The 24,613-nt window shown below is 42.6% G+C and carries 18 protein-coding genes, 1 pseudogene and 1 riboswitch; of the genes and pseudogenes, 9 read left to right on the top strand and 10 right to left on the bottom strand.

Annotation, left to right across the window (positions count from 1 at the left end):
* Nucleotides 1–33: 33 nt before the first annotated feature.
* Both ACFG4S_RS24705 and ACFG4S_RS24710 read right to left on the bottom strand, forming a co-directional pair.
* A pseudogene (locus tag ACFG4S_RS24705) lies at nucleotides 34–431 on the bottom strand (SDR family NAD(P)-dependent oxidoreductase); the annotation flags it as partial.
* Nucleotides 432–488: 57 nt separating this feature from the next.
* Nucleotides 489–911: a cupin domain-containing protein gene (locus ACFG4S_RS24710; RefSeq protein ID WP_392531582.1), complete on the bottom strand. Its 423-nt coding sequence runs from the start codon at nucleotides 909–911 to the stop codon at nucleotides 489–491.
* A gap of 182 nt (nucleotides 912–1,093) precedes the next feature.
* On the opposite strand from ACFG4S_RS24710, the gene ACFG4S_RS24715 reads away from it, so the two are divergent.
* Nucleotides 1,094–2,077, top strand: coding sequence for an AraC family transcriptional regulator N-terminal domain-containing protein (locus ACFG4S_RS24715; protein ID WP_392536072.1), 984 nt, complete (start codon nucleotides 1,094–1,096; stop codon nucleotides 2,075–2,077).
* A gap of 218 nt (nucleotides 2,078–2,295) precedes the next feature.
* A complete protein-coding gene (locus ACFG4S_RS24720) occupies nucleotides 2,296–4,725 on the top strand; it encodes a BsuBI/PstI family type II restriction endonuclease (RefSeq protein ID WP_392531583.1) in 2,430 nt (809 codons plus the stop codon).
* A 189-nt stretch (nucleotides 4,726–4,914) separates the two neighbouring features.
* On the opposite strand, the gene ACFG4S_RS24725 is transcribed toward ACFG4S_RS24720, so the two are convergent.
* Nucleotides 4,915–6,456 (bottom strand): sensor histidine kinase, encoded by a 1,542-nt coding sequence (locus ACFG4S_RS24725; protein ID WP_392531584.1) that lies wholly within the window; start codon nucleotides 6,454–6,456, stop codon nucleotides 4,915–4,917.
* Nucleotides 6,453–7,136: a response regulator transcription factor gene (locus ACFG4S_RS24730; protein ID WP_392531585.1), complete on the bottom strand. Its 684-nt coding sequence runs from the start codon at nucleotides 7,134–7,136 to the stop codon at nucleotides 6,453–6,455. Before ACFG4S_RS24730 ends, ACFG4S_RS24725 begins: the two co-directional genes overlap by 4 nt.
* A 149-nt stretch (nucleotides 7,137–7,285) precedes the next feature.
* On the opposite strand from ACFG4S_RS24730, the gene ACFG4S_RS24735 reads away from it, so the two are divergent.
* Nucleotides 7,286–7,942: a hypothetical protein gene (locus ACFG4S_RS24735; RefSeq protein ID WP_392531586.1), complete on the top strand. Its 657-nt coding sequence runs from the start codon at nucleotides 7,286–7,288 to the stop codon at nucleotides 7,940–7,942.
* Between the two features lie 159 nt (nucleotides 7,943–8,101).
* Here the strand turns inward: ACFG4S_RS24735 and ACFG4S_RS24740 are convergent, their stop codons facing one another.
* Nucleotides 8,102–8,308, bottom strand: coding sequence for a hypothetical protein (locus tag ACFG4S_RS24740; RefSeq protein ID WP_392531587.1), 207 nt, complete (start codon nucleotides 8,306–8,308; stop codon nucleotides 8,102–8,104).
* A gap of 297 nt (nucleotides 8,309–8,605) precedes the next feature.
* Here ACFG4S_RS24740 and ACFG4S_RS24745 point away from each other — a divergent pair, with 297 nt between their 5' ends.
* The 3 genes from ACFG4S_RS24745 (at nucleotide 8,606) to ACFG4S_RS24755 (ending at nucleotide 11,751) form a co-directional block, all read left to right on the top strand.
* Nucleotides 8,606–9,382 (top strand): intradiol ring-cleavage dioxygenase, encoded by a 777-nt coding sequence (locus ACFG4S_RS24745; protein WP_392531588.1) that lies wholly within the window; start codon nucleotides 8,606–8,608, stop codon nucleotides 9,380–9,382.
* A gap of 119 nt (nucleotides 9,383–9,501) precedes the next feature.
* A riboswitch (TPP riboswitch) is annotated at nucleotides 9,502–9,598 on the top strand.
* A gap of 6 nt (nucleotides 9,599–9,604) precedes the next feature.
* The gene (thiC, locus tag ACFG4S_RS24750; protein ID WP_392531589.1) at nucleotides 9,605–10,978 is read left to right on the top strand and encodes a phosphomethylpyrimidine synthase; all 1,374 of its coding nucleotides are present in this window, start codon (nucleotides 9,605–9,607) and stop codon (nucleotides 10,976–10,978) included.
* Between the two features lie 215 nt (nucleotides 10,979–11,193).
* Nucleotides 11,194–11,751, top strand: coding sequence for a chloramphenicol phosphotransferase CPT family protein (locus ACFG4S_RS24755; protein WP_392536073.1), 558 nt, complete (start codon nucleotides 11,194–11,196; stop codon nucleotides 11,749–11,751).
* An 80-nt stretch (nucleotides 11,752–11,831) separates the two neighbouring features.
* Here the strand turns inward: ACFG4S_RS24755 and ACFG4S_RS24760 are convergent, their stop codons facing one another.
* Nucleotides 11,832–13,820: a S8 family serine peptidase gene (locus tag ACFG4S_RS24760; protein WP_392531590.1), complete on the bottom strand. Its 1,989-nt coding sequence runs from the start codon at nucleotides 13,818–13,820 to the stop codon at nucleotides 11,832–11,834.
* A 363-nt stretch (nucleotides 13,821–14,183) separates the two neighbouring features.
* On the opposite strand from ACFG4S_RS24760, the gene ACFG4S_RS24765 reads away from it, so the two are divergent.
* The 3 genes from ACFG4S_RS24765 (at nucleotide 14,184) to ACFG4S_RS24775 (ending at nucleotide 17,535) form a co-directional block, all read left to right on the top strand.
* Nucleotides 14,184–14,789: a hypothetical protein gene (locus ACFG4S_RS24765; protein ID WP_392531591.1), complete on the top strand. Its 606-nt coding sequence runs from the start codon at nucleotides 14,184–14,186 to the stop codon at nucleotides 14,787–14,789.
* A gap of 470 nt (nucleotides 14,790–15,259) precedes the next feature.
* The gene (trxA, locus tag ACFG4S_RS24770) at nucleotides 15,260–15,577 is read left to right on the top strand and encodes a thioredoxin (protein WP_392531592.1); all 318 of its coding nucleotides are present in this window, start codon (nucleotides 15,260–15,262) and stop codon (nucleotides 15,575–15,577) included.
* Nucleotides 15,578–16,053: 476 nt separating this feature from the next.
* A complete protein-coding gene (locus ACFG4S_RS24775) occupies nucleotides 16,054–17,535 on the top strand; it encodes a site-2 protease family protein (RefSeq protein ID WP_392536074.1) in 1,482 nt (493 codons plus the stop codon).
* Between the two features lie 145 nt (nucleotides 17,536–17,680).
* Here ACFG4S_RS24775 and ACFG4S_RS24780 read toward each other — a convergent pair whose 3' ends face one another.
* From ACFG4S_RS24780 to ACFG4S_RS24795, 4 genes are all read right to left on the bottom strand, one after another.
* Nucleotides 17,681–19,402: a multicopper oxidase family protein gene (locus tag ACFG4S_RS24780; protein WP_392531593.1), complete on the bottom strand. Its 1,722-nt coding sequence runs from the start codon at nucleotides 19,400–19,402 to the stop codon at nucleotides 17,681–17,683.
* A 432-nt stretch (nucleotides 19,403–19,834) separates the two neighbouring features.
* Nucleotides 19,835–21,094 carry a glycoside hydrolase family 10 protein gene (locus tag ACFG4S_RS24785; protein ID WP_392536075.1) on the bottom strand — a complete coding sequence of 420 codons (1,260 nt, stop codon included), beginning with the start codon at nucleotides 21,092–21,094 and terminating at the stop codon, nucleotides 19,835–19,837.
* Nucleotides 21,095–21,176: 82 nt separating this feature from the next.
* Nucleotides 21,177–22,313, bottom strand: a complete 1,137-nt coding sequence (locus ACFG4S_RS24790; RefSeq protein ID WP_392531594.1) for a hypothetical protein — start codon at nucleotides 22,311–22,313, stop codon at nucleotides 21,177–21,179.
* A gap of 715 nt (nucleotides 22,314–23,028) precedes the next feature.
* On the bottom strand, nucleotides 23,029–23,535 hold the full coding sequence (locus tag ACFG4S_RS24795; protein ID WP_392531595.1) for a hypothetical protein: 507 nt from the start codon (nucleotides 23,533–23,535) through the stop codon (nucleotides 23,029–23,031).
* Nucleotides 23,536–24,613: the final 1,078 nt, after the last annotated feature.

Consider the following 24,613-nt stretch of genomic DNA (forward strand, 5'->3'; position numbering starts at 1 on the left):
GAAGGCAGTCGCGTCTGAACACAGCCAGACAATTTTCTGCTCCACACCGGCGTTGTTGAAGACAAAGTCCAGCCGCCCGAAAGATGGTCTTGGAAAGAGCCGCCTTCAGGTCCTCGGTTCGCGTCACATCGCACTTGACGGCGATCGCTCGTTTGCTGAGTTCTTCGATCATGTGTACCGTTCTTTGATTGGGGACTGACAAATAAAAAAATATCCAATCAACTTTTGTGGGGTGGGCGTCTCGCTGCCCATCCCACAATATTGGATAATTTATTTCTTAGAGTTCCCTTGCCCTGTTCTGAAACGTCGGCGACCACTACATTAGCGCCCTCACGAGCAAATGCCAGCGCCGTAGCTCGACCGATGCCCTTCGTTGCTCCGGTTACAAACACAACTTTTCCTGTGTAGTTTCCATTGTCGTTTGTTGTCATGATTTTTTTCCTTTAATTCTTTACCTAACAAGGTCTTAAAAGCACCAGATGCAGAGATCAGTTGAGATACTGCTCGTCGCTCACCTTTTCCAGCCAGTCCACAGGCTTACCATCGAACCATTCCTGAATAGCAATGTGCGTCATCGCCGTGGTTGGTGTGGCACCATGCCAATGCTTCTCACCCGGCGATATCCAGATCGCGTCCCCCGGTCGAATTTCCTCGATCGAGCCGCCCCAGCGTTGTACGAGGCCACAGCCAGCTGTCACGATCAAGGTTTGTCCCAATGGGTGGGTGTGCCATGCTGTCCGAGCGCCAGGCTCAAACGTGACACTGGCTCCAGACGTGCGTGCTGGATCGTGTGCCTCGAACAGGGGATCAATGCGGACAGTGCCGGTAAAATAATCAGCCGATCCTTTGGCAGAAGGCTGTGAGCCACTTCTTTTAATGTCCATTTTCTTAATTCCTTCACTTGATGCCATTTTGGGTAGTACTAGGCAAGTCTCTTGCCCAATCAAAACTGAGTTTTCTATTAAATAAAAATCCAGAATGCTTATAAGAAGCCGAAATCTTTTTCCATTGCTTTAGCTTCATTCTAAGAATATTGAGGAATAAGCAATAGGACGATCGTCTAAGATCGTTGTACAATTCTGCAAACTTAGAAATGAACGCTGCCAAAACGAGTCAAAAGCCCGATCGCGATTTAATCAACGATCCGCAGCTAAAGCGCGAGGTAGACAGAGCGCAAGCCAACAGAGACGAACTGAAAGAGCGGATTGCAGGCGCGATTCGTTATGATGGGACGATTGAGCCTCTGAAAGGTTTGCACTTCAATCGCTCCTCCTCGCCTTCGGAATGCGTTCATAGTGTCTCCATACCTGCGTTTTGTGCGATCGCTCAGGGCAGCAAAGAAGTTCTTTTGGGTAGCGATCGCTATCAGTACGACCCAATGCATTATCTGCTTGCTACGGTCGAACTGCCAATTATCAGCCAAATTCTGGAAGCGTCCAAGGAGCAACCGTACCTTAGTCTTCGCCTCGATCTCGACCCTACCCTCGTTGGCTCAGTGATGGTCGAGGCAGGATATCCCTCGTCGCGTAGCCGTGCTGATGTGAAAGCGATTGATGTAAGTCCGTTGAATGCAAATCTGTTGGACGCTGTGGTGCGGCTCGTTAGGCTTCTAGATTCCCCTGCTGAAGCTCATGTTCTCGCACCACTGATTAAGCGGGAAATTATTTATCGGCTGCTGATGGGAGAACAAGGTAATCGGCTCCGTCATATTGCAGTTTTGGGTGGCTACACCTACCACATCGCCAGAGCCGTCGAGCGACTTCGTAAAGACTTTAACGAGCCGATCAAGATTGAAAGCATTGCACGAGAGCTGGGAATGAGTGTATCGGGCTTCCACCATCACTTCAAGTCTGTCACTGCCATGAGTCCCTTGCAGTACCAAAAGCAACTGCGGCTTCAGGAGGCTCGCCGTCTGATGCTGGGGGAAAAGCTTGATGCTACGAGTGCTGCCTACCGCGTGGGTTATGACGATACCTCACATTTTAACCGAGAGTATAAGCGGCTTTTTGGTGCTCCACCGATGCGCGATGTGGAGCGGCTGCGAGAAGCTGCTAGGGAGACTGCTAGTTCAATATAATTGCGGCTCCTAAAATGAACTTTTAACTCAAGATATGGGTTATTGGCAACTTTTAGTGATACAATTGCGCTTTTTGCATTGGCTCCTGATTGAGATATCATCCCCTAAATTCAAAACCTGGTAAAGTTAGTTTCTGTTCGACAAAATGAACCGTGATGTTCCAATCAAGTAGTAGAGATTTCACAAATCACCATAAGAAGTCGTTGGAATTTAACAGCTTGGCAAAATGCTCTGCCAAAAACTTGCTTGGTGAAGTAGATTTTCTCAGGATTGCTGCAAGCTTGAAACAGGAGCAAAAGCAAAAAGGAACACTAGGTCAGTTTTTCACTCCTGCTCCGGTAGCAGAATTAATGGCTGGGATGTTTGGTAAACTCGATCTTCCTGAAATATCTTTACTTGATGCTGGAGCAGGAGTTGGCTCATTACTTGCAGCCTTTGTGGCTAACCTTTGTCAGAAGCAACGATCCTTAGTCAATTTACATATTGTTGCTTATGAAATTGATCCTTTTTTGATTGGGTATTTGCGTCAAACATTGGAATTATGTGCAAGCCAATGTCGAATAGCTCGTATCTCTTTAAAGTATGAGATTCGCAATACAGATTTTCTTGAGGATGCAGTCAGGCTTTTGAGACCTAGTTTGTTTGATCGTCCTGACAATTTAAGATTTACGCATGCTATTCTCAATCCCCCATATTTGAAAATCAATGCTCATTCCCAAGTTCGTGCTTTGATACGTTCTCTTGGATTAGAAACCAGCAATCTCTATACAGGTTTTATAACTGCTACAGTTCAACTTCTGAAATCAGGAGGGGAGCTTGTAGCTATCTCGCCGCGTAGTTTTTGTAATGGGCCTTATTTTAGAGACTTCCGCAAGATGTTTTTGGAAATGATGGCTTTAGAGGAGATACATCTTTTTGAATCCAGACAGGAAGCTTTTAGTGGCGATCGAGTTTTGCAGGAAACAATGATCGTTCATGCTACAAAACAACAACAAAAATTTGACAATGTACTTATTAGCACAAGTTCAAGTACTGATGATGATTTTTTTCTGTCAAATTCCTTAGCTTATACAGAGATAGTTCATCCCGACGATTCACAACAATTCATCCACATTATTCCAGATACACTGAGTCAGCAGGTGATTCGACAAATGACGAATTTTACCTGTACATTAGAAGATATTGGATTAACCGTATCAACAGGACGTGTTGTAGATTTCCGTGCAAAAGAATATCTGTGTTTAATGCCAGATAAAAACACTGTTCCTTTGATTTACCCATTGAATTTTTCGAGAGGATATATTGAGTATCCAAAGGTAACTAGAAAACACCAAGCTTTGGTAAATGGAGAAAAAACAGTTTCTCTTTTAGTACCAAACGAGAATTATGTATTGACTAAACGATTCTCCTCAAAAGAGGAAAAAAAACGAGTGGTTGCGGTTGTATATGATGCTAAACAAATTGATTGTTCTTGGGTAGGTTTTGAAAATCACCTGAATTATTTTCACCAGGATGGAAAGGGATTAAATCTTACCTTAGCACGCGGTCTTGCTGCTTATCTTAACTCTAGCCTTGTAGACGCATTTTTTCGGTTGTTTAATGGACATACTCAGGTGAATGCAACCGATTTACGTAATTTAAAATATCCTTCAATTATGCAGTTAATGTCCTTGGGGCTGAAAATTGGGGAGTATTTCCCCTCACAAGCTGAAATTGATGAACTTGTGCAAGCAGAGTTACCAACTATGACGAATCAATCTGAAAATAACCCTTTAATAATTAAAAGTCGTATTGATGAAGCACTACAAATACTAATTGAACTTGGACTTCCACGAGCGCAACTTAATGAACGTTCAGCTTTAACTATTCTGGCTTTAGTTGACTTAAAGCCCACCGATCCTTGGGAAACTGCTGCATCTCCATTAATGGGAATCACACCAATTATGGAATTCATGGCACAGCATTATGGTAAAACATATAAACCTAATACACGGGAAACTGTTCGTCGCCAAACAGTCCATCAATTTTTAGATGCAGCTTTAATAGTTGCAAATCCAGATGTTCCCCATCGCCCTGTTAATAGTCCAAAAACAGTATATCAGATTGAAGAAAGTGCGCTTGAGTTATTACGTACTTATGGAACTTCTGAATGGGAAAAGAGCATTCGTACTTATCTTGCTTCAGTTGAAACTTTGAAAAAAAGATATGCTCAGGAGCGAGAATTATCACGTATCCCTATAGTGATTGAAGGAGAGCTGAAAACTCTCTCGCCAGGTGGTCAAAATATTTTGATTGAGAAGATTATTAAGGAATTTGCAGAACGTTTTACACCTGGAGCAAAACTAATTTATGTTGGCGATACAGATGAAAAATTCGCGTATTTTAATGAAGTGATATTGAAAAATTTAGGGGTTACTGTAGATTCTCACGGTAAAATGCCTGATGTAATTATCCATCATCTAAAAAATGATTGGCTAGTTTTAATTGAAGCTGTAACTTCTCACGGACCAATTAACCCTAAACGCAAGAAAGAACTTGAAGTTATTTTTGCTAATGTCAAAATTCCTCTTGTAATGGTCACAGCTTTTTTAAGCCGAAAAGCAATGGTAGAGTATTTGGCTGAAATTGCTTGGGAAACGGATGTTTGAGTTGCTGAAGATGCTACTCATCTTATTCATTTCAATGGAGAATCTTTATTACAAGCTTATAAAATATAGTGTCCAAACGTCAGTTAAAAAACCTCTTCTTGCCTTGAACTTTAGTTTAAAATAAAGAGAGGTTTGTCGAATTCATCTTGTTTTCTCTCTGAATTCTGCTGTATAAAAATTCTCAAACTGCTACCGATCGCTCGCTCTATTCTCTAACTTCATCGGTAAAGTGAGGGTAAACGCTGTTTCACCAGAAGATGTTGAATCAAGGGTGAGATCGCCACGATGCGCCCTGGCTATTTCTCTGGCTAAGCTTAGTCCCAGTCCGATTCCTTCTACCTTGCGGTTACGTGAAGGATCGCCGCGATAAAAGCGGTCAAAAATACGATGGCGATCGCTTACTGGAATATTTTGCGATGCATTGGTAATAGCAATCTGGAGAGTTGTGGGAGTTTGATGAGTGCGAATCTCTATCCAGCCATTGGGAAGATTGTATTTGATGGCATTACTGAAGAGGTTTTGCAAAACTTGAATGAGAAGATCGCGATCGCCCTCTACCCTCAGTCCATCAGTGAAGTTGCTTTGCACAGTCAACTGAGGAGCTAGCATTTCCACATCTTCTAACATTTCTATTAGCAACTCAGACATATCGACTTCAACCAGATACAAGCTCATTTTTCCCGCATCTGCCAGAGATAGCAGCAAGAGTTTTCGCATAATCCCACTGAGGCGGCGCACTTCATCCAACAAGTTACTTAAGCGCTGTTGTACTTCACTTCCCGGCTCAACTTGTTGCAGTGTTCGTTCTAGTTCACCTTGCAAAATAGTGAGTGGGGTTTTCAGTTCATGGGCGGCGTCACCACTAAAGCGGGAAGCTTGGGTAAAACTGCGTTCCAAGCGTTCCAGCATTTGGTTAAATACTTGAATCAATTCCACAAATTCAACATCAGTTGTGCCAATCGGAATCCGCTGATCTAGCCCCTTGACAGTCACCTGTTGAATCACATCCGTTAATTGATGGATGGGACGCAAAGCACCACCAGAAACTAACCATGCCCCCACTGCAACCAACAGCAGCGCTCCCGGAATTGAAACCAGGAAGATATTACGAATAGTACCCATCTCTTGATCTACGGCTTGCAGATTAACAGCGATCGCAACCTGAGCATTGGGAAATTTAGTTGCCCCAATCCGCCACGCTGCTGTTGCTGTTTGCTGTGTGACGAATTGAGGGGGGTGTGGACGAATCAGTGGTGGTCGCTCGAAAGATGGATTTCTATTGGAGGGTAAAGGTGGTTCTCTCTGAGGTGGTGGTGGTAGAGGTACCAGCTGGAGACGCCCAAGCAGCAGACGATTTATTTCCAGGTCGTTAGCTAGGGAGTTAGATTGATAAACTGTGTTGCCGTTTGCGTCAAGCACCAGGACGGCAACGGGGGTTTTTGTATTGGTTCCGAAGGCATAAGATAATGAATCTTCGTAAAATTGCCATCGCGATCGCAGGAAGTTATCGTTTATATCTTCTCTTTTCAGAGACGATGCGCTAACGGGAGGTTCACCCCGTTGAGGCATCGGAGTTGCCCGCATCAAGTTATTTAATAGTTCTGCATCCAAGCGGCTAATTTTAGCATTGTAAATCTGAAACCAGGAAACTGCACCAAATCCGACTAATGTGCTTCCAGCTAGACTGGCAGATAACAGGGCAATACGGAGGCGAAAAGAACGAAGTTTCATGGGGAAGAGTCTGGCTTACGAAATCGATATCCAACCCCTCGAATGCTTTCAATCCAGACTGCTTCATCAATGGGGTCAATTTTTTTTCGAATTCGCTGAATACAAACATCGACGACGTTGGTGTTAGGGTTAAAGTCATAGCCCCAAACGTGTTCTAGGATTTGGGTGCGGGTAAAAACTCGTCCCGGAGAGCGCATGAGATATTCTAGAAGATTAAACTCGCGGCTGGTAAGTTCGATCGCCTGATGATTACAAGTGACTTCCCTGGTGATGCGATCGAGTTTTATCGGCCCAACACAAAGTAGATTTTGGCGGTCGCTGACACTGCGGCGGACAACGGCATGAATTCGAGCCGCTAACTCTTCGACAAAAAAGGGTTTAGCGATATAGTCATCAGCTCCTAAATTTAGTCCTTCTAAGCGATCGTCTAATTCATTCCGAGCCGTCAACAAAATCACCGGAGCATTCCGACCTTGCCGCCGCAATAGTTTTAGAATTGATAGTCCATCCTTTCCCGGCACCATAATATCGAGTACGATCGCATCATATTCGTTATCTAATGCCCGCAGATATCCTTCATCACCGTTATCACAGTAGTCTACAACAAATCCTTGCTCCTTCAATCCAGCCCGGACAAAGTTAGCAATTTTCGCTTCATCTTCGACAAACAGAATATTCACAAGCGTTTATGACTTGGTATATTCTTCCATTTTAAATTCATTATTTTTTGTGGAAATTACAAAACTGTAATTTAGAACATCAGCAAGCTGTAATTTTCAGGTGGCTCAATTAGGAATATGAACACCTACCGTTTTGAAGGTTGATTTTTATGAATATTCGTCGAATATTAGTTTTGAGCGCAATTCCTGTTGTGGTTGGTGGATTTGGTTTTACTTCACTCAATCACGCAAATGCCAGTAGTCAATCTTATCAAATTGCACAAGCACAACAATCGCCCAATCAACAACCAGGCGATCGCCAGCATCCACCCAGACCTGATTTTGCAGCCGCAGCAACCAAGTTAGGAGTTACAGAAGCGCAATTAAAGGCTGCGTTGGGAGTTCCTGCTAATCCTCCCAATCAAGGCGATCGCAATCAGCAGCGTCCACCCAGACCTGATTTTAAGGCTGCTGCAACCAAATTAGGAGTTACAGAAGCGCAATTAAAGGCTGCGTTGGGAGTTCCTGCTAATCCTCCCAATCAAGGCGATCGCAATCAGCGTCCACCCAGACCTGATTTTAAGGCTGCTGCAACCAAATTAGGAGTTACAGAAGCGCAATTAAAAGCTGCGTTGGGAGTTCCGGCTAATCCTCCCAATCAAGGCGATCGCAATCAGCAACGTCCACCTCGACCTGATTTTAAAGCCGCAGCAGCAAAGCTTGGTGTCACTGAACAACAGTTAATCGACGCATTAGGTATTCCACCTCATCCTCCTGGCGATGGCGGAGCCTCTGGTCAAGAAAATCGCCCCAATCCACCACAATAGCTCAACATTATCTAGATTAGGACTTACGCAAAAACCCTCTTAAACTCTCATTCCTGCGAGTCCTCTGTGGTTCGTTTTCCGTTACCTACCTGTGCGTAAGTCCTAGAACAGCCCCTTCCCTGCTAGTGTTAGAGAGTAAGCTTCAAAGCCTCTCTCCTTTTAGGTTGCGGTATACACACAAGTATTTTGACCTTGCACATTTGATGTATTGCCCTGCACCTTTGATGCATCGACTTGCACCTTTGATGTATTGCCCTGCACCTTTGTTGCATTGATTTGCATCTTTGTTGCATTGACCTGCACTTTTGTTGCATCGACTTGCACCTTTGAGGCATCGCCTTGCACCTTTGTTGCATTGATTTGCAAAAATTAATTTAACTGACGTTAACGCAACAACTCTAAAAGACTTGCATATACACGGTAGCTTCTTTTAAAAGAAAGGTCAGAGTGTATTCAATACGGTTCAGATAAAGTTTTTTGATGACACGCTATTTATTGCAAAAACGCAATAAATAGCCGTTTTTACAATAATCAATCTTTTGTAGAGACGGCGATTTATCGCGTCTCTTACCTCAACCTAACCATATTGAGAGTGTATTGCATATATAACGATCGCCATACAAACCCTCAAGAATAGCTTGACAAAAGCATGAGGAACACAGCATGAAAAAACAGGACTGTCAAATAAGTCGCATTCTCAGTCGAAGAAAAGCACTTGCTTTATTTAGGGCAGCTGGAACTGCAATACTTGTAGTTGGATGCATACCGAAAAAGTCAAGATCCACACAAGCGCAATCGAGTCTAACTGTACCAGCATTACCCTTAGCCAATAGTACATCGTCTGCATGTGTGGTGACTCCAGAGCAGACCGAAGGTCCTTATTTTGTTGACGAAAAGCTCAACCGCTCCGATATCCGTTCCGATCCGGCGGACGGTTCAGTGAAAGACGGCATACCACTCCAACTGACACTGCGGGTTTCTCAAATTGGCAATACTAGTTGTACGCCACGTGCAGGTGCGATCGTTGATATTTGGCACTGTGATGCACTAGGTGTTTATTCAGACGTGACAGACCCAAGTTTTAGTACCGCCGGCAAAAAGTTTTTGCGCGGCTATCAAGTCACAGATGCGAATGGAAACGTCCAGTTCACAACTATTTATCCTGGTTGGTATCAAGGTAGAACCGTTCATATCCACTTTAAGGTTCGCACAGATGCGGCATCAGCGCAGAATTATGAGTTTACATCACAGTTATACTTTGATGACTCAATTACAGATCGAGTACACACCGAGAAACTATATGCCAGCAAGGGACAACGTAATTTGAAGAACGCTGGAGACGGAATTTTTCAAGCTGGTGGTGACCAAATGTTGCTCCAATTGACAAAAACAAGCCTTGGCTATGCAGCAACCTTTGATATTGGGCTGCAACTAGCTTAATAAGCGAATGCGCTGACATTGCAATATTTGCGTCGCGGTGACCATAGAAAAAGGTTGTTCTTTGTAAACACAAATCACTCATGACTAATAACTAAAGTCATAACTAAAGTGATACACTACATCAATGCTAGGGGTGCCTACATAACCAGGCTGAGATCACACCCTTAACACCTGAGTCTGGGTAATACCAGCGGAGGGAAGCTGTTTATTGAGGATTTCAACATGCGGACAGAATGGGTTGCTAAGCGGCGTGGGCAAAGTAATGTATCTCAAATGCATTATGCACGCCAAGGTGTTATCACCGAAGAAATGCACTATGTCGCCCAACGGGAAAATCTCCCTGCCGATCTCATTCGTGATGAAGTAGCACGGGGACGAATGATTATCCCAGCTAACATTAATCACACCAACCTAGAGCCGATGGCTATTGGCATTGCCTCTAAATGTAAGGTAAATGCTAATATCGGCGCTTCACCCAACTCTTCCAATCTTCAAGAAGAAGTGGATAAGCTGAATCTAGCTGTGAAGTACGGCGCTGATACTGTGATGGATTTATCCACAGGTGGCGGTAATTTGGATGAAATTCGTACCGCCATTATCAAGGCTTCACCAGTTCCCATTGGGACGGTGCCAGTTTACCAAGCTTTAGAAAGTGTCCACGGCACAATTGAAAATCTGACTGCTGATGATTTTCTGCATATCATCGAAAAGCACGCCCAGCAAGGGGTAGATTATCAAACTATCCACGCGGGGATTTTGATTGAGCATTTGCCTTTGGTGAGAAACCGCATCACTGGTATTGTTTCTCGCGGTGGCGGTATTCTGGCGCGGTGGATGTTACATCACCACAAACAAAACCCACTTTATACCCACTTCCAAGACATCATTGAGATTTTCAAAAGATACGATGTCTCTTTCAGTTTAGGAGATTCCCTACGTCCTGGCTGCACCCATGATGCTTCAGATGAGGCACAATTAGCTGAATTGAAAACTCTCGGACAGCTAACTCGCAAAGCCTGGGAAGATAATGTTCAGGTAATGGTAGAAGGTCCTGGACACGTGCCAATGGATCAAATTGAGTTCAACGTCCGCAAGCAAATGGAAGAGTGTTCTGAAGCGCCTTTCTATGTGTTGGGACCATTGGTAACAGACATTGCTCCTGGTTATGACCATATTACTTCCGCGATCGGCGCAGCAATGGCGGGCTGGTATGGTACTGCTATGTTGTGCTATGTAACGCCAAAAGAACATTTGGGTTTACCAAATGCCGAAGATGTGCGAAATGGGTTGATTGCTTATAAGATAGCAGCTCATGCAGCGGATATTGCAAGACATCGCCCAGGTGCAAGGGATAGAGATGATGAACTTTCTAAGGCGCGTTACAACTTTGATTGGAACCGTCAGTTTGAATTATCACTCGACCCAGAAAGAGCTAAGGAATATCACGACGAAACTCTACCAGCAGACATCTATAAAACTGCTGAGTTTTGTTCAATGTGTGGACCTAAGTTCTGCCCAATGCAAACTAAAGTTGATGCTGATGCGCTGACAGAATTAGAGAAGTTCTTAGCGAAAGAGGCTGTGACGCAAAGTTAATTGACGCGGTGACGCGGGGATGTAAACAGAAGTGGTTTCAAGAGTTTTGTAGTTTTGTCGGGTGTGTTACTGCGTAGGGTAACCCACCCTTAAGCCCTGTCCCGCCTATTTATTCAGATTTGCTAAGGATGTGAGGAGCGATCGTGGGACAAACACAGGAGTTAGGACAGATTATCATCCTGAATGGTGCCCCGCGATCGGGGAAATCGAGCATTGTGGAAGCGATCCAGGAGACGTTTGATGGTGTATGGATGAACTTGGGTGTCGATCGGTTTATGCAAATGACTCCTGCACGATACTTACCTGGAATCGGTTTGCGGCCAGGGGGAAAACGCCAAGACATCGAACCCATTGTTCCCGTCCTGTACAGTGCTATGTATGAATCCATCGCTGCCCACAGTCGCTTGGGACTGAACGTCGTGGTTGATGTCGGACACCATGACGCATACGCAATAAAGCGGGGCATTCTGACCGATAGTGCCCGACGTTTAAACGGATTGCCGGTCTTTTTCGTAGGGGTTCGCTGCCCCATTGAGATAATTATGGAAAGACGACGAAACACGGGGTGGAAAGTAGTAAGTGCGGCCGACTCTCAGGTGCCACTTCCGGTTGAGTTATGGCAACGTGAAGTCCACATTCCTGGTATCTATGACCTTGAAGTAGATACTTCGTTGTTAACTCCGGGTGCGTGTGCCGAGGTGATACGCCAGCACCTCGCAAATAGTCCAGCACCATCGGCATTCCAACGGCTTGCTGCACTGTCTGGCAACTAAATAATCTTGAAGACGCGATAAATAGCGTCTCTACATGAAGGTTTTGGGCTTAGAATTATTCCTAAATCAAGGGTATTGGCTTAAAATCCAATTTCTATGGTGAAGCTGCGAATCTTTCCTGTATCTAGATTAGATTTATCTGCTACTTCCAGCGTCCAGTTTCCTTGGGGACTTTTACCTTTAAAGGCAGCAAGTTTAGGGCTGTTTACCTCATCATAGGTTTTTTTGATGTCATCTGAAGATCCGCCGAGGCGATCGTGGAGAATTATGGGAAGTACGCCTGTAGTCGCTGGGGGATTGAGAGTAACTACAAGATCAGCAATGTAAGTATGTTCGATGTCTACTGTAACTTTGATAGATTTGACAAGATTGGTATTAGCGATCGCCAATGATAATTTTGATGTTTGCAAGTCGTTAATTGGTACGTCTTGCACTGCTTTGAATACGCCAATGGGTGATGGTTGATTGGGCTTGGCTAATTCTACAGCTTTGAGAGCATTGATTCTACCGTAACCGTAGAAGGGACTGCGACCATTAGCATCATATTTACCTCCGCTTGGGTCAATGCGATCGCAGGAGCGTTTAATGATGTCTCGCACTTCGTCCCAACGCAGATTAGGATTGCTAGCAATAATTAAGGCTCCTACACCAGCAGCACCCGGAGAAGCACTGGAAGTTCCACCGAACTCGTTTGTGTAGTGACCTGCGGTGTCACCCAGATTCACATTACCCGAATTATAGCCAAGTACACCAGAGCGATCGGTTGTCCAAATTCCAGGGGTTTGAGAACTGTCACCATTATTACTGGGGAAGGCACACCAGACTGCTTTACCAAAGTCGCTATAAGCGCTTCTTGTGCCGAAGTCGTTACAAGCTGCCACAGCGATGACATTTTGGTAGCTGGCGTAACCGTCATTATCGACACTTTCGTTGCCATTACCAGCAGCAAAGAAAATTACACAACCTTTGCCGTTGCGTCCTTTATTAATTGCATACTCAATGGCAAGTCTGGTGGAATCAGGGAGAGGCACTTTTTGGTTATGTAGAGGATCTTTTGGGTCGTACCAAAGACCATCTGCGGGTCCCCAGCTACAAGAGATTACATCGGCACCATTTTGAGCTGCCCAAACAAAAGCATCGGCTTCATTTTGCGATCCCAGTGCGGAAGATAAACGAATCGGCATAAGTTTTGCACCAGGCGCGACACCAGATGCCCCAAAGTTGCCGTTTGCACAGGCTACTCCGGCACAGCCTGTCCCGTGGTCATCACCGTTTCCGGGGCTGGGATCGTTAGTTTGCCGTGTGACATCACGCGGGGCAACAATCTTTCCCGAAGAACGGAATTCTTCGTGATCGAGATCTACACCGTCGTCGATAATTGCAATAGTTGCTCCTGTGCCATTGCTTAACTTCCAAGCCGCCTCAACGTTAGCATGAGCGTTAATTACTTTACCGTTAATTGTTGTTTGTTTTAAGTGCCACTGCTGCGGAAAAACCTGACGTTTGCGTAACTCACGCACTAATTCAGGATGACACAGTTCAACTGATTGCTCATTTATAAGTCTCTCGGCGATGTCAAAGATCGCTAAACCAGTATTGGCAACTGCGCTAACAAAATAAGCATTTCGGGAATATTCAAGTTTGCGTTTAATTATTAAGTTGTAGCGCCTTAATACTTCCTCACACACCGCTGGTTCTTGTCGATTATCAAATTTAACGAAGAGGTTTTCGGTGTAGATTACAGGTTCTTGGGATGTTGGATCGACAAGAACGCGTCCAGCAAATTCAATTTTAGGTTCTTGATTGAGAATTGTCCTAGCGCGATCGCGTAAAGCAACATCTTGACTCGGAACTTTTGTCCGTAAAATTTCTACACCTGCGTGCCGAAATTGTGTTGCTAACTCGAATTGATTGAGTATACTACGAGCTGCAACTGAAACAGATGCCACTCCAAAGGGTCTTTGACTAATAAGAGCATTGCGGTCTTCTGTACGAACTACAATGTGGTCACTACTAATAGTAAGTTCATACCGTTGACCATTTTCACCACCGTAGCGAACTTGAACCATATTTAGTCTCCTGTTTTAAAAGTTGGGCAAAAGAGTGCTGAGTGCTGAGTGCTGTTAGCGGGGCGTTTAGCCCGTGCTGAGTTAGGAGTTAGGAGTACTATTATCTTTTCCGCCCCTCCGCCCCTTTGCCCCTCCATGTGTTATATCTACATTAGGGCAGAAAAAAGATATAGCTAAACAGAATTTAATCTCTCTAAGTTCATACAAGTATTTAATTCCTCTTTCCAGAAAAGAGGGAATTCCAAGCCAGTTTAATTTACGAATCTTCACCATCAGTAGGTACAAATAGTCTATGCATTTCTAGGAAAAATTTGTATTTCACGCCACTAAAAAAAGCTATAACATCATTAGAACTTAAAAAAGATGATTTATTTGCCAGTTGAGTCTTTTATACAAGTGTATTCTCTACCCCTGATTGCTGAAGTGAGATTCCAAAAAGATTATTTTTCTGAGTATCCCCAACAAATTCGTGTTGGTAGCGATGCCTACAGTGGGCTACGCGAACGCTCTGCTGTATCCTACAATCGTAAACCTGGGTACTATGCAGTGCATTACAATCAACCTGGTACTGTGGCTGAAGGAGCAATTTTACAACTTAATGAAGGAGCGATGTCTACGACGGGCTGCGCCTACGCTGTTTTTTCTGGCGAACCTAATCAATCAGAAAAAAATACATTGAGTCCGATTTATACTCTAGAACCTGATGGCTCTCTAGCTGTACCTACTGGACTAGTTTTTATTCGCTTTGCTGAAGGTGTTGATGTAGAGTTACAGCGCGAGGCGATCGAACGAGCAGGTTATAAAATAGAGCAAAGTATTTCTTATGCACCTCACGCCGCTTGGTTACGCCCCCAATCAGGTAAGATTCTCGATGCGATCGCCGGAATTTCTCAGTTAGAAACTATACCAAATGTTGAGAATGTCGAACTTCAAATGCTGATGGAAAGGGTTGTGAAACGAGGATTTTGATTTGGGATTTAACTGATAATAGATATAACCAAAACTAAAACAATTAAGTATTTCATGAGTAATAATTTGCTGAAAAAGCTAGCGGATTGTCTATCCATATTTAATTAGTATTAGTTGAAGCAAAACAGTATGGACATTAGCAACAGTTTGTGGTTTGTTAGAGTGACAGATATTTAGTTTTTGAATCTCTATAAAATTTGCTGCAATTGGTTTCTCCTGTCATCGAGTGACTGGATTTACTAACTGTTACAAGGAAGATCGAATTATTTAGTTAGTCAGCATAAGTTTATTTACCCATGCAATTTCCATGCACGAATCAAAATAAAATCTGTCTTTTGTTAGGATTATTTAATATTTTTCATATATATTAACTAATCTAATATTTTCACAACAAAACCCATCAACTTGTACCGATTTTATTTTCTAAGAATTACCATTGAAACAAATAATTGAAAATCGGTGTGTGTCACATGGCAACTAAAAAACATTTTAACAGCTTTGAAGAGATGCTATCTGATTCTGATGTACCTGTATTGGTCGATTTTTATGCTGAATGGTGCGGTCCGTGTCAGATGATGGTGCCAATTTTAGAGCAAGTGAATGCCCAACTGAAAGATCGCCTACGGATTGTCAAAATTGACACAGAAAAATACACAGAGTTGGCTAGTAAGTATCAAATTCATGCCCTACCAACCTTAGTACTATTTAAGCAGGGTAATCCTGTAGAGCGAATTGAGGGTGTAAGACAAGCGGCGGATTTGGTGCAACATCTAAAAACAATCGTTTAAGTAGTATGTAGAATTTGGTTTTTAGTTCCCAGAGGCGCGAAATGTCGCGTCTTTTTCAATACCACAACTGTCCTAAATTAACGTGAGTCTCCAACGGAGACGCACGTTAATTTTAGACTTCATTTAAATAAAGTTTTGATTCATAGCAATCGCAAAACTTTTGTTATTATCCCGAAAAACATAGCGATGTATAAATATTTGTGAAAGACTGTTTATATTTTATGAAGCTGATTTGGAGATAGAAGCAAAGCTATTGGGGACTTCCAAATAAAATAATCAATCGCTTTGGGGAGACAAGGGAGAAATATTGCTACCTTGTCCCCCTGCTCCTAATTGGATGCAAAAATTGAGTAATTTAATTTTTGGATGTCCCGAGTCGGATAATTTGGGCAGACGACAGGCAACGTTATAAATTAATAAATGTATCTGCAATACCGGACTTGTTCTGGCTCAGTCTCAATAGCAAAGGTTTGGAGATGTTCACTTTATCAGAAACTTCTATCCTGGCGGCAATTCTGCTAGTAGCTTTAGGCATTTTGGGTTGGGGCTTTTATCGCGCCAGACCTTTTGGTAAGCTAGGAATCTTGGCTTGGTTACAGTCGGTGGTGTTGATGACTCCCTGGCTCCTATTTTTTGGATTGTTTGCCGCAGGAATTTACATCAACATAGCAGGTATATTGTTCCTAGTAGTGGCTTCTGCTGGATTGTACATCTACTTGGGTAGTCAGTTACGCGCAGCTGGGCAAGATGCGATACTTAAGCAACGGGCAACTGAAAGACTTGCCACTGATTCCTTACCGGAAGAAAATTCCCCACAACCAACAATAGTAGAACTTAAACCGCAGATTCCACCGATACCGGAAGATGACTTGAATGCAATTAAAGGTATTTTCGGGATTGATACGTTTTTTGCGACAGAAACCATCGGCTATCAGGATGGAGCGATTTTTAAAGGCAATCTGCGGGGAGAACCAGAAGAAATTCACAACCGTCTGACTGCAAGTTTGCGAGAACGCCTTGGCGATCGCTATCGCTTATTTTTAGTGGAAAATACAGATGGTAGACCAGTGGTAATTGTCCTACCGAGTCGCAACGATCCCCGACCGATGCAGTTATCGCAAAAAGCTTTTGCGGGTCTTCTATTAGTTGCGACTCTTGGCACAAATTTAGAAGCTGCGGGATTACTGCTGAATTTTGATTTCTTTGGCAATCCAGGGCGGTTTACAGAAGCTTTGCCCATAGGCGCGGGAATATTTTCGATTTTAGTCGCTCACGAAATCGGTCATTGGTTACTTGCCCGTCGTCACCAAATCCGCCTCAGTTTACCGTTCTTTCTACCTGCTGTACAAATTGGCTCCTTTGGGGCAATTACCCGTTTTGAATCTCTATTGCCCAACCGCAAGGTATTATTCGATATCGCCTTGGCAGGGCCAGCCTTAGGGGGTATTGTCTCTTTGTTAATGCTGATTACTGGGTTGCTGCTTTCCCACCCCGGTAGTTTATTTCAATTGCCAAATCAGTTTTTTCAAGGGTCAATTTTGGTGGGAAGCTTAGCGCGAGTTGTCCTTGGTTCTGCCTTGCAATCGCCTTTAGTAAGTATCCATCCCCTAGTGGTGATTGGTTGGTTGGGGTTAGTAATTAATGCTTTAAACTTAATGCCCGCAGGACAACTAGATGGTGGACGCATTGTGCAGGCCATTTATGGACGCAAAACCGCAGGACGGGCAACTGTGGCAACTTTAATTTTACTGGCGCTGGTGTCTCTCGGTAATGTTCTTGCTATGTACTGGGCGATCGTCATTTTCTTCTTGCAAAGGGATCAAGAACGCCCCAGCTTGAATGAAATCACTGAACCCGATGATGCTAGAGCCGCTTTAGGTCTTTTGGCTCTATTCTTGATGATTACCACACTTCTACCCTTGACTCCCGGCTTGGCTGGGCGTTTGGGAATAGGATAGAGAGCAATACTCGTCGGGTTTTGGGGATTAAAGGTTTTTTCTTTCCCCTTTCCCTTTCCCCTTTTCCCCTTAACCGACAAGTATTGAAACTGCTACTTACTAAGCTTTTAGCGTAGGCGTAGCCCTTTGTAGACATCGCTATACCTTAGCGTTGTTTACTTTTGACTTCAATAGATGCCATCATCCCGTTGTCTTCGTGTTCCAAGATATGGCAGTGGTAGACAAAGGTACCTGCAATACTTGTATCCTTCTGAATGCCTCGGAAATCCATTCGCAGTTTAACACTGGGAAACGGGGTGTTTGGATCGCCATTCCAGGTAGGTAAATTGATTGTGTCGCGCAACATGCCGATTTCACTCGCATCGGAACTGTCTAAGACCAGGAAGTGGATTTGGTGGATATGGAAGGCGTGTGCTTCCAAAGTTCGGTTTTCCACAATCCAATCCTCAGTCGTTCCCTCCTCAACCGTGATATCGGGAGTTTTGAAGTTTGGATCGTAAACTTTAGGCTGATTTGGCTCTAGGGTGATGTAGAACTTCTCTGGTTCTACTATATCACCAGCTGTTTCCGAGAAGTAGAGCTTGCGCTCCTTTATAGACTTGTTCTGATTTAGTCCAGAGAAGCGATCGCCTGATACCCTGCTTAAATCAACGCTTAACTCCGGAATTGAGGCTGAAACAAATGATGATGCCACTATCGGACTAAATTCTGGTTTGGTTTTAATTTTAGCGATCGTTCGTTGTGGATCATAATCACCTTCTGTGCCTCTGTCATAATTCAGCGTCAAAAACTTGGCATCCTTCACCGACGCTTTCGGACCCTTGATGATGAATTCTGCCCTTCCGCCTGGAGGTAGTAAAATGTGGTAAACCGATTTAGTCTGGTTTTGCAGCTGACCATTAGCATTGATGGGAACGCCATCCATCGCTACTAATTCCAGTGGTTGAGCAATGCTATTATATTGGAGTTGTAAGTCAAAGTAAGTATCCGCCGCAGTATTAGCCACACGCCAAAACTGCTCTTGATTGGGTTTTATTTGAATGATCGCTGGCGGATCGTAAATACCCGAACCTTGATATCTAATTGGAACTGAGTTGATGGAAATATCCTTCGCTGGTTGCTGAGAGTCAAAATCTTTTAATAGATTCGTATCACGTAGCACAAACACCCGTTCGGGAAGTTGAGCAGCTCGCTTGTTATACTTACCGATGCCTTCAATAATAATCGCACCGGTTAATCCGCTCAATACTTGATTTTCACTGTGCATGTGGACGTGTGGGTGATACCAGTATAGTCCGGGTGGCTCTCTCTTCGGAATATTGATATCATATTCAAAAGTCTCTTTCGGCTCAACCACTGTCCGCACAACTTCGTCCTGATGGCATTTGGGAGATATATTCAACCCATGAAAATGGAGGTTGGTGGAATTTCGGGGTGGCATTCCTCCAGAATATTGGCGATCGCAGTTTTGGTCTTGTGGTTTTTTTCCTTGACCTGGTAATTGGTTAGTCAATTTCAGTACTAAGTTTTCCTTACCGGGGCTTATCCTCAGGGTTGGTGCTTGCAAGTTACCATTGGCAATGTAGCAGTTTTGCTCAGGGGCAATGTTGACAACCGTAAACTTTGCCGGATGGGTGGCATCAGGATTGCGGATTTCTGGTGGGTTTTTAACAATGCTTCCCGCAGGTGGTAAAGCGCAAATAGAAGATGAAGATGTGGTTTGTGCCGCCCCTTGCAACGCATATATTACAATAACAAGAGCAAAAAAAACACTGCCAGCAATCTTTAAGAGTTGCCGCAGTTGTCTTCTCTTCAATACCCCTGGGAGCGCTGTAAGCTTTAATTTTGTCCGTTTAATTCTGGTCATCAATAATAGTTTTTCTTTTATAAAGAAGTTAAGCCTGAATTTATCACAAAGAAAGAGAGGATCAAAAACTACGAAAAAGTATGTAGAAAAATAATTTTATGAGTTATAAAACACGACTTTATTTTCACTATATAATACATTAAGACATATAATACACCAAAATAAACAAGAGGTAAATCGCGGAATTAATTAGTTAAACATGTAATAATATATACTTATTAATCCATCAGTAATCGAGGCATATCCAAAAATCTGGAAAAAACCTCACCTTGGTTTTGCATAGCAAAACCTTTCCCTCTCCTTAGTAAGGAGAGGGAAAGATTTACCCTTGGGTAAAGCGAGGGTGAGGTTGTCTCGTAGAGAAGATAGTAGATCAAAATCCCCATCCGTAACGTAATTACGTTAGCGTAGCCCATTACGAATTACAAATTGTTAATATGGTTTCCATCCTGCGAGCAAATTTGGGTAAGCCGTTGGTGTCGGGAAGATTTTCTGGAAGCCAGTTTGACGTTCTTGGGGCTTTTCTTTACTGATATTCCACAGGCTTTCATAGAAAAAGAAGGAAACTCCAGCAAAATTGCGATCGCGTACTTTTTGTATTTGCGTCTGAATCTGTTGCATGGGTACAGATTTGTTTTTTAAACCAGCCAAAATTCCAATACTCACTGGAATATGACGCTGTGCAGTTTTCACTTCTGGGTATTCTAATTCCCTGACAAAAACATTCAAGTCATCTCGATAGATTTGCAAGACCAAATCTTCAACAATTCCCATCCGTTCCCACTTTGGCCAGTCTGCTAAAAAGAAGCCGTAAGAAAAACGTTGAGGATTAGGTGCAACAGAAACAAGGCAATCTTTTTTAGTGGCTTTGATGGTTGTGAATAACCGTTTCATAAAATCAGTGATTTTATTAGCTCTCCAACTGACCCATTCTGGATCTTTAAAGTTCTTAGAGGGAGCTTTACCACGGTGTTCTTTTTTATAAAGTGTCACTGTATAAGCATCATATCCTAATTCTGATGGCAACCCAAAATGGTCATCAAATTGAATGCCGTCGATATTATAGTTTTTGACAATTTCAACGACTAAATCTTGAATAAATTGTTGTACTTCTGGACGAAAGGGATTTAGCCAAACCCGATTATCATTACCATCTTTGACAATCCGAGTCCCGTCGCTGCGACTAGTGAGCCATTGGGGACGGTTCTTAGCGAGTAGGGAATCCGCTGGCGCCATGAAGCCAAATTCAAACCAGGGGATGACTGTTAACCCTTTTTGATGGCCCACATCAACGATTTCTTTGAGGATATCTCGCCCTTGGAGTCCAGGTGTGGGGTCGATCGCTCGCCCAATCACTTTTGCTGTAACAATGCTTGGATACAATGTATACCCCCAATTCCAAACTGCGGGATATACGGTGTTAAAATTGAGTTCATTAAGGCGTTGTAAAGATCCCTTCAGGCGATCGCGCTCGAATAACACATCACTATCAATATTTGTTAACCATACTCCCCTTAACTCAGATGCTGGCAATTTCTGAGGATTAGTTTGAGCGTTTAAGGGCAACGATAGCATCACCGTAGCTACTACGCTCAAGCTAAGTAAGACGGCAAACAACCCCGATTTTCTGTTTTGGCGAACATTCCACCAACAAGAATGAAATCCAACGCACCACTTTACAAACCTTTTCATCATCTACCATAGGTATGATTAAATTATCGTTTCGATTGTATGCCCTAAAACAATCGCCATTTAATCTGATTAATCAGGTTTATTATTCGGCGTTGGCTGTAATCTGATTCCAAGCTTTAACTACTAACTGTAAATTTTTTGGCAGGTTAGATTTAGAAATATCGTTATACTGAACTGTACCCTTTTGGCTGGTGAGAGTGTAGGTAATCAAATCAGCACCATCGGCTGGGTAACTGAGATTCTGGTATTGACTAAATCTATAGCGTTGTAGCGATCGCAAAAATTGTTCCACCTGTTGCAAAGAAACACGGCGAACAGTACGCTCAGAATCATTAGCATCACCAATCCGCACCCGAATCAATCGGCCATCTTTAAGTAAAACAGTTTCATAAGTTCTACCAGCAAAGCCACCACTAGAGATTTGCCGAAATACCACATCTCGATCTAACGGTGGTGGTAACTCGCTGGCTGGAATTCGCACAGGCTTTAGTGTACTTTCGCTAGCTTTTTCATTCAGCCTAACTGCGGAACCTGTTTGATTGGTATGATAAACCAAGGTTTGTTCATTTCCACCAACAATTACCCGCCAGCCTGGGATCAAAGCTTGCGTACAGAATTCATCAGTAGTCGCTAATTCTAAACAGCCATTTCTCCAAGTTTGCTGTTGTATCTCAATGATTTTTAGCTGAGAAATTGGTTGTTGCAACCGTCTTGATGCGGCTTGCAAAACAGCATTTTTTACAGGTGTCGGTAATTTATCTGATACATTTTCTGAGCGAGTGTTTGCCGAAGCTAAACGTAGCGATCGCCCGTTGCTATTGGTATGATAAATCCAATTTTGTTTGCCATCAGAGACTACAACCAGCCAACCACGAACTAACGCTTGGGTGCAGATTTCATCAGGTTGAGCTAGTTCCAAGCAACCATCGCGCCAAGTCTGCTGATTATAATTAGTAATTTTCAGTTCTCTAATCAAAATTCCCTGTCTGCGGGCTAAATCTTCCAGCACCGCGTTAGCTATTGGACGTGGCAAGCGATTTGATTTAATATTCTCTTTAGAAACTTCATTCCTTGTTGCTATCGACAAGTTTTCAGCAAGAGCGGTGGCCTCTTTAATCAATATTAAACTGCTACCAACAGACAGAATTCCAGTCAAAATCAAAGCTGTGAGAATTCGTCCTTGATTGGCGATCAGATAATTTTTAGTCAGGAATTTCATACTAATATACTATTATTGGTCAATAGTTGTAAAACTAACAAATAATATGCAGCCACTCCAGAGAAAAATTATATAATCCCATCAATTGACTAGTTAGGATTAGTTTTGTATTTGTCTTTTGAAGCAGATATAAAAACAGACGCTAATCTCATGATTGTTTGTTCCTAAACTAGATTCTATCCAAATCAAATAATCGAATACACAGTGCTTAAAATATAGTGATAAGCTGTCACCTCTTTACTTTTCCAAAGCATTCTCGATATATGAAGATATATGAAGGGTTATGGCATTTTACCTGCTTAAACCCATCGGCACTGCTTGAGTTAATTGCAGATTTTGGGCAGAGTTAAGCCACTACCTATAAATTACAAGGTATCTAAGGAGAAAATTAGCATCGCTGAGGGGTTTGAGCCTTTACCCATGCCACTAAAATCGGCTATAATATGAGAACGATCGCCTAAATTGTAAACAAATTTATCGTAAATTAAGGGTTTTAAAACCCCAATCATTATAGCTAGCCTCAGTTTCAGTTGGGGTTTAGATTTTCTATGAAAATATTTTTAATTGTTTCTTAAGTTTGTGACAGCCACAAGCTAGGGTATACCTGCCATAGGAAAATTTGAGGATATGATGACCATTACTATCCCTAATATTGATCATAACTTCTACTTGTTTAAATCGATGTTTTTTACTAACTTAACCTCTCAAGCTACATTTAGTGCCCTAAAACAGCACAGAGTGCAGGCTCGGAACTGACGCTTTCTACAACATCAAATCTAATAGTACTAGCAGCCCAGTCTTTAAAATCCGGTGCTAGCCAGACTAACTTGGAGAGAATTTCGTCATTAACCCACAACACCAAGGGAAACTTAAACTGTTTGCGAAACTCATCTCGCATAATATTAGTACTGATGATTAGTTGATTAATTGCCACAACAGATTCTAAACCCCGTACCATCAAAGCTTCAGGTTGAGTAGAACCAATTGCAGTTGTGATAGCTGTATATAATGTGTCGGTCGCAGGTGTAAGCAGGATTTCGTGGATATCTGCTGGCGAAAATTCTGTTAATAAATTCAGCACTTGCTGCTGCCTTTCAACAGAGTTACAACACACTAAAATCAGTGAAAACTCCCCGGCAGAAACCATTATTGCCCTTGCTAGCCTCTTAGTGGCTGCTGTGCTGTTAACTGTACTGTTTTCTGAACTAGTTAAGCTGATCATTCAAAAATCCTGCTTTGATTTTAAAATAAAAATAGCTGACCACTTTCAGTTATTCTACCCTATTAATTTTTCCTCAAAAGTGTTACTCAATAATTTAAGGATATTTCTACGTAGTTTCTACTATAATCTTATACTTTCTTTAAAGAGTAATAGTATCATCCATTATCACATATTTATAATTGAGGAATATTGTAAAGACAATATCAACAAATATATATGTAACCAAAAGCGGAAAGGGCTAGAATTAGTAGCTAAATTATTACTGTATTCTCATAGATTTTCACATTTGGCAGTAGTTAAGTAATTTTTGTTTACAAAAGAGTTAAAATAAACACTCAGCATAAGTCTAACAACAAACATTGGAAAGTGGGAGAAAACTGACAGAAATTCTTCCAGGACATAGTTAGCTGTGTCCCTTAATATGTAGCTTATTGAAACGAAAAAATCTTCGTTCATTGGTTCATTCATCTATTCATTAAAATTAATACTATTTGACGAAATACCTACTGTTACAGATAGATGTCTACGGTAGCGGATCTGTGCATTCTTACAACATATTCATTTGTTGCCAAGATTTTGAGAAATGGCATGAATCATCCGTTTGATAGAACTGTACATCAAAGATGTCCTCCTATTACAATACTTGTCGGTTAAGGGGAAAAGGGGAAAGGGAAAGGGGAAAGAAAAAACCTTTAACCTTTACCCTTTAACCTTTTCCCCAAACCCAATTCCGAGTTAAAAATGCTTTACCCGAGCAGTATTGCCTCCTATTAGTCAGAGTACATGGCACTTTTAGCTTTCTAAGGTCATCTCAGATATTTTTATTTGAGGGAGTAACCAAGGACGAATTGAATAGGTGTGTAAGCTGTTACGCATTTAATTTGTACATTTATCTGATGACTGATGACTGTTAACTGTCAATACTGCGTAGATTTTGGAATTTCTTGATTGAGGCAAGCTGTTCTTGAGAAGGCTGGCGTTGAGTTTTGCCTCGTGTGCCTCCCCTGCTCCTTCTGCAAGAATCTGTATCAATCTTAAAGTGAAACGGTATTAGCCACAGGCGCAACTATGTGGGCTG

The organism is Nostoc sp. C117 (assembly GCF_043099735.1).
Classification (GTDB): Bacteria; Cyanobacteriota; Cyanobacteriia; order Cyanobacteriales; family Nostocaceae; genus Nostoc.

Bases quoted from the DNA above. Each gene is read 5' to 3' on its own strand.
- ACFG4S_RS24780 (WP_392531593.1), bottom strand. From the start codon at position 19,402: ATGACCAGAATTAAACGGACAAAATTAAAGCTTACAGCGCTCCCAGGG.
- ACFG4S_RS24745 (WP_392531588.1), top strand. From the start codon at position 8,606: ATGAAAAAACAGGACTGTCAAATAAGTCGCATTCTCAGTCGAAGAAAA.
- ACFG4S_RS24785 (WP_392536075.1), bottom strand. From the start codon at position 21,094: ATGAAAAGGTTTGTAAAGTGGTGCGTTGGATTTCATTCTTGTTGGTGG.
- ACFG4S_RS24790 (WP_392531594.1), bottom strand. From the start codon at position 22,313: ATGAAATTCCTGACTAAAAATTATCTGATCGCCAATCAAGGACGAATT.
- ACFG4S_RS24775 (WP_392536074.1), top strand. From the start codon at position 16,054: ATGTTCACTTTATCAGAAACTTCTATCCTGGCGGCAATTCTGCTAGTA.
- ACFG4S_RS24710 (WP_392531582.1), bottom strand. From the start codon at position 911: ATGGCATCAAGTGAAGGAATTAAGAAAATGGACATTAAAAGAAGTGGC.
- trxA (WP_392531592.1), top strand. From the start codon at position 15,260: ATGGCAACTAAAAAACATTTTAACAGCTTTGAAGAGATGCTATCTGAT.
- ACFG4S_RS24765 (WP_392531591.1), top strand. From the start codon at position 14,184: ATGATTTATTTGCCAGTTGAGTCTTTTATACAAGTGTATTCTCTACCC.
- ACFG4S_RS24725 (WP_392531584.1), bottom strand. From the start codon at position 6,456: ATGAAACTTCGTTCTTTTCGCCTCCGTATTGCCCTGTTATCTGCCAGT.
- ACFG4S_RS24760 (WP_392531590.1), bottom strand. From the start codon at position 13,820: ATGGTTCAAGTTCGCTACGGTGGTGAAAATGGTCAACGGTATGAACTT.
- ACFG4S_RS24715 (WP_392536072.1), top strand. From the start codon at position 1,094: ATGAACGCTGCCAAAACGAGTCAAAAGCCCGATCGCGATTTAATCAAC.
- ACFG4S_RS24795 (WP_392531595.1), bottom strand. From the start codon at position 23,535: ATGATCAGCTTAACTAGTTCAGAAAACAGTACAGTTAACAGCACAGCA.
- ACFG4S_RS24735 (WP_392531586.1), top strand. From the start codon at position 7,286: ATGAATATTCGTCGAATATTAGTTTTGAGCGCAATTCCTGTTGTGGTT.
- thiC (WP_392531589.1), top strand. From the start codon at position 9,605: ATGCGGACAGAATGGGTTGCTAAGCGGCGTGGGCAAAGTAATGTATCT.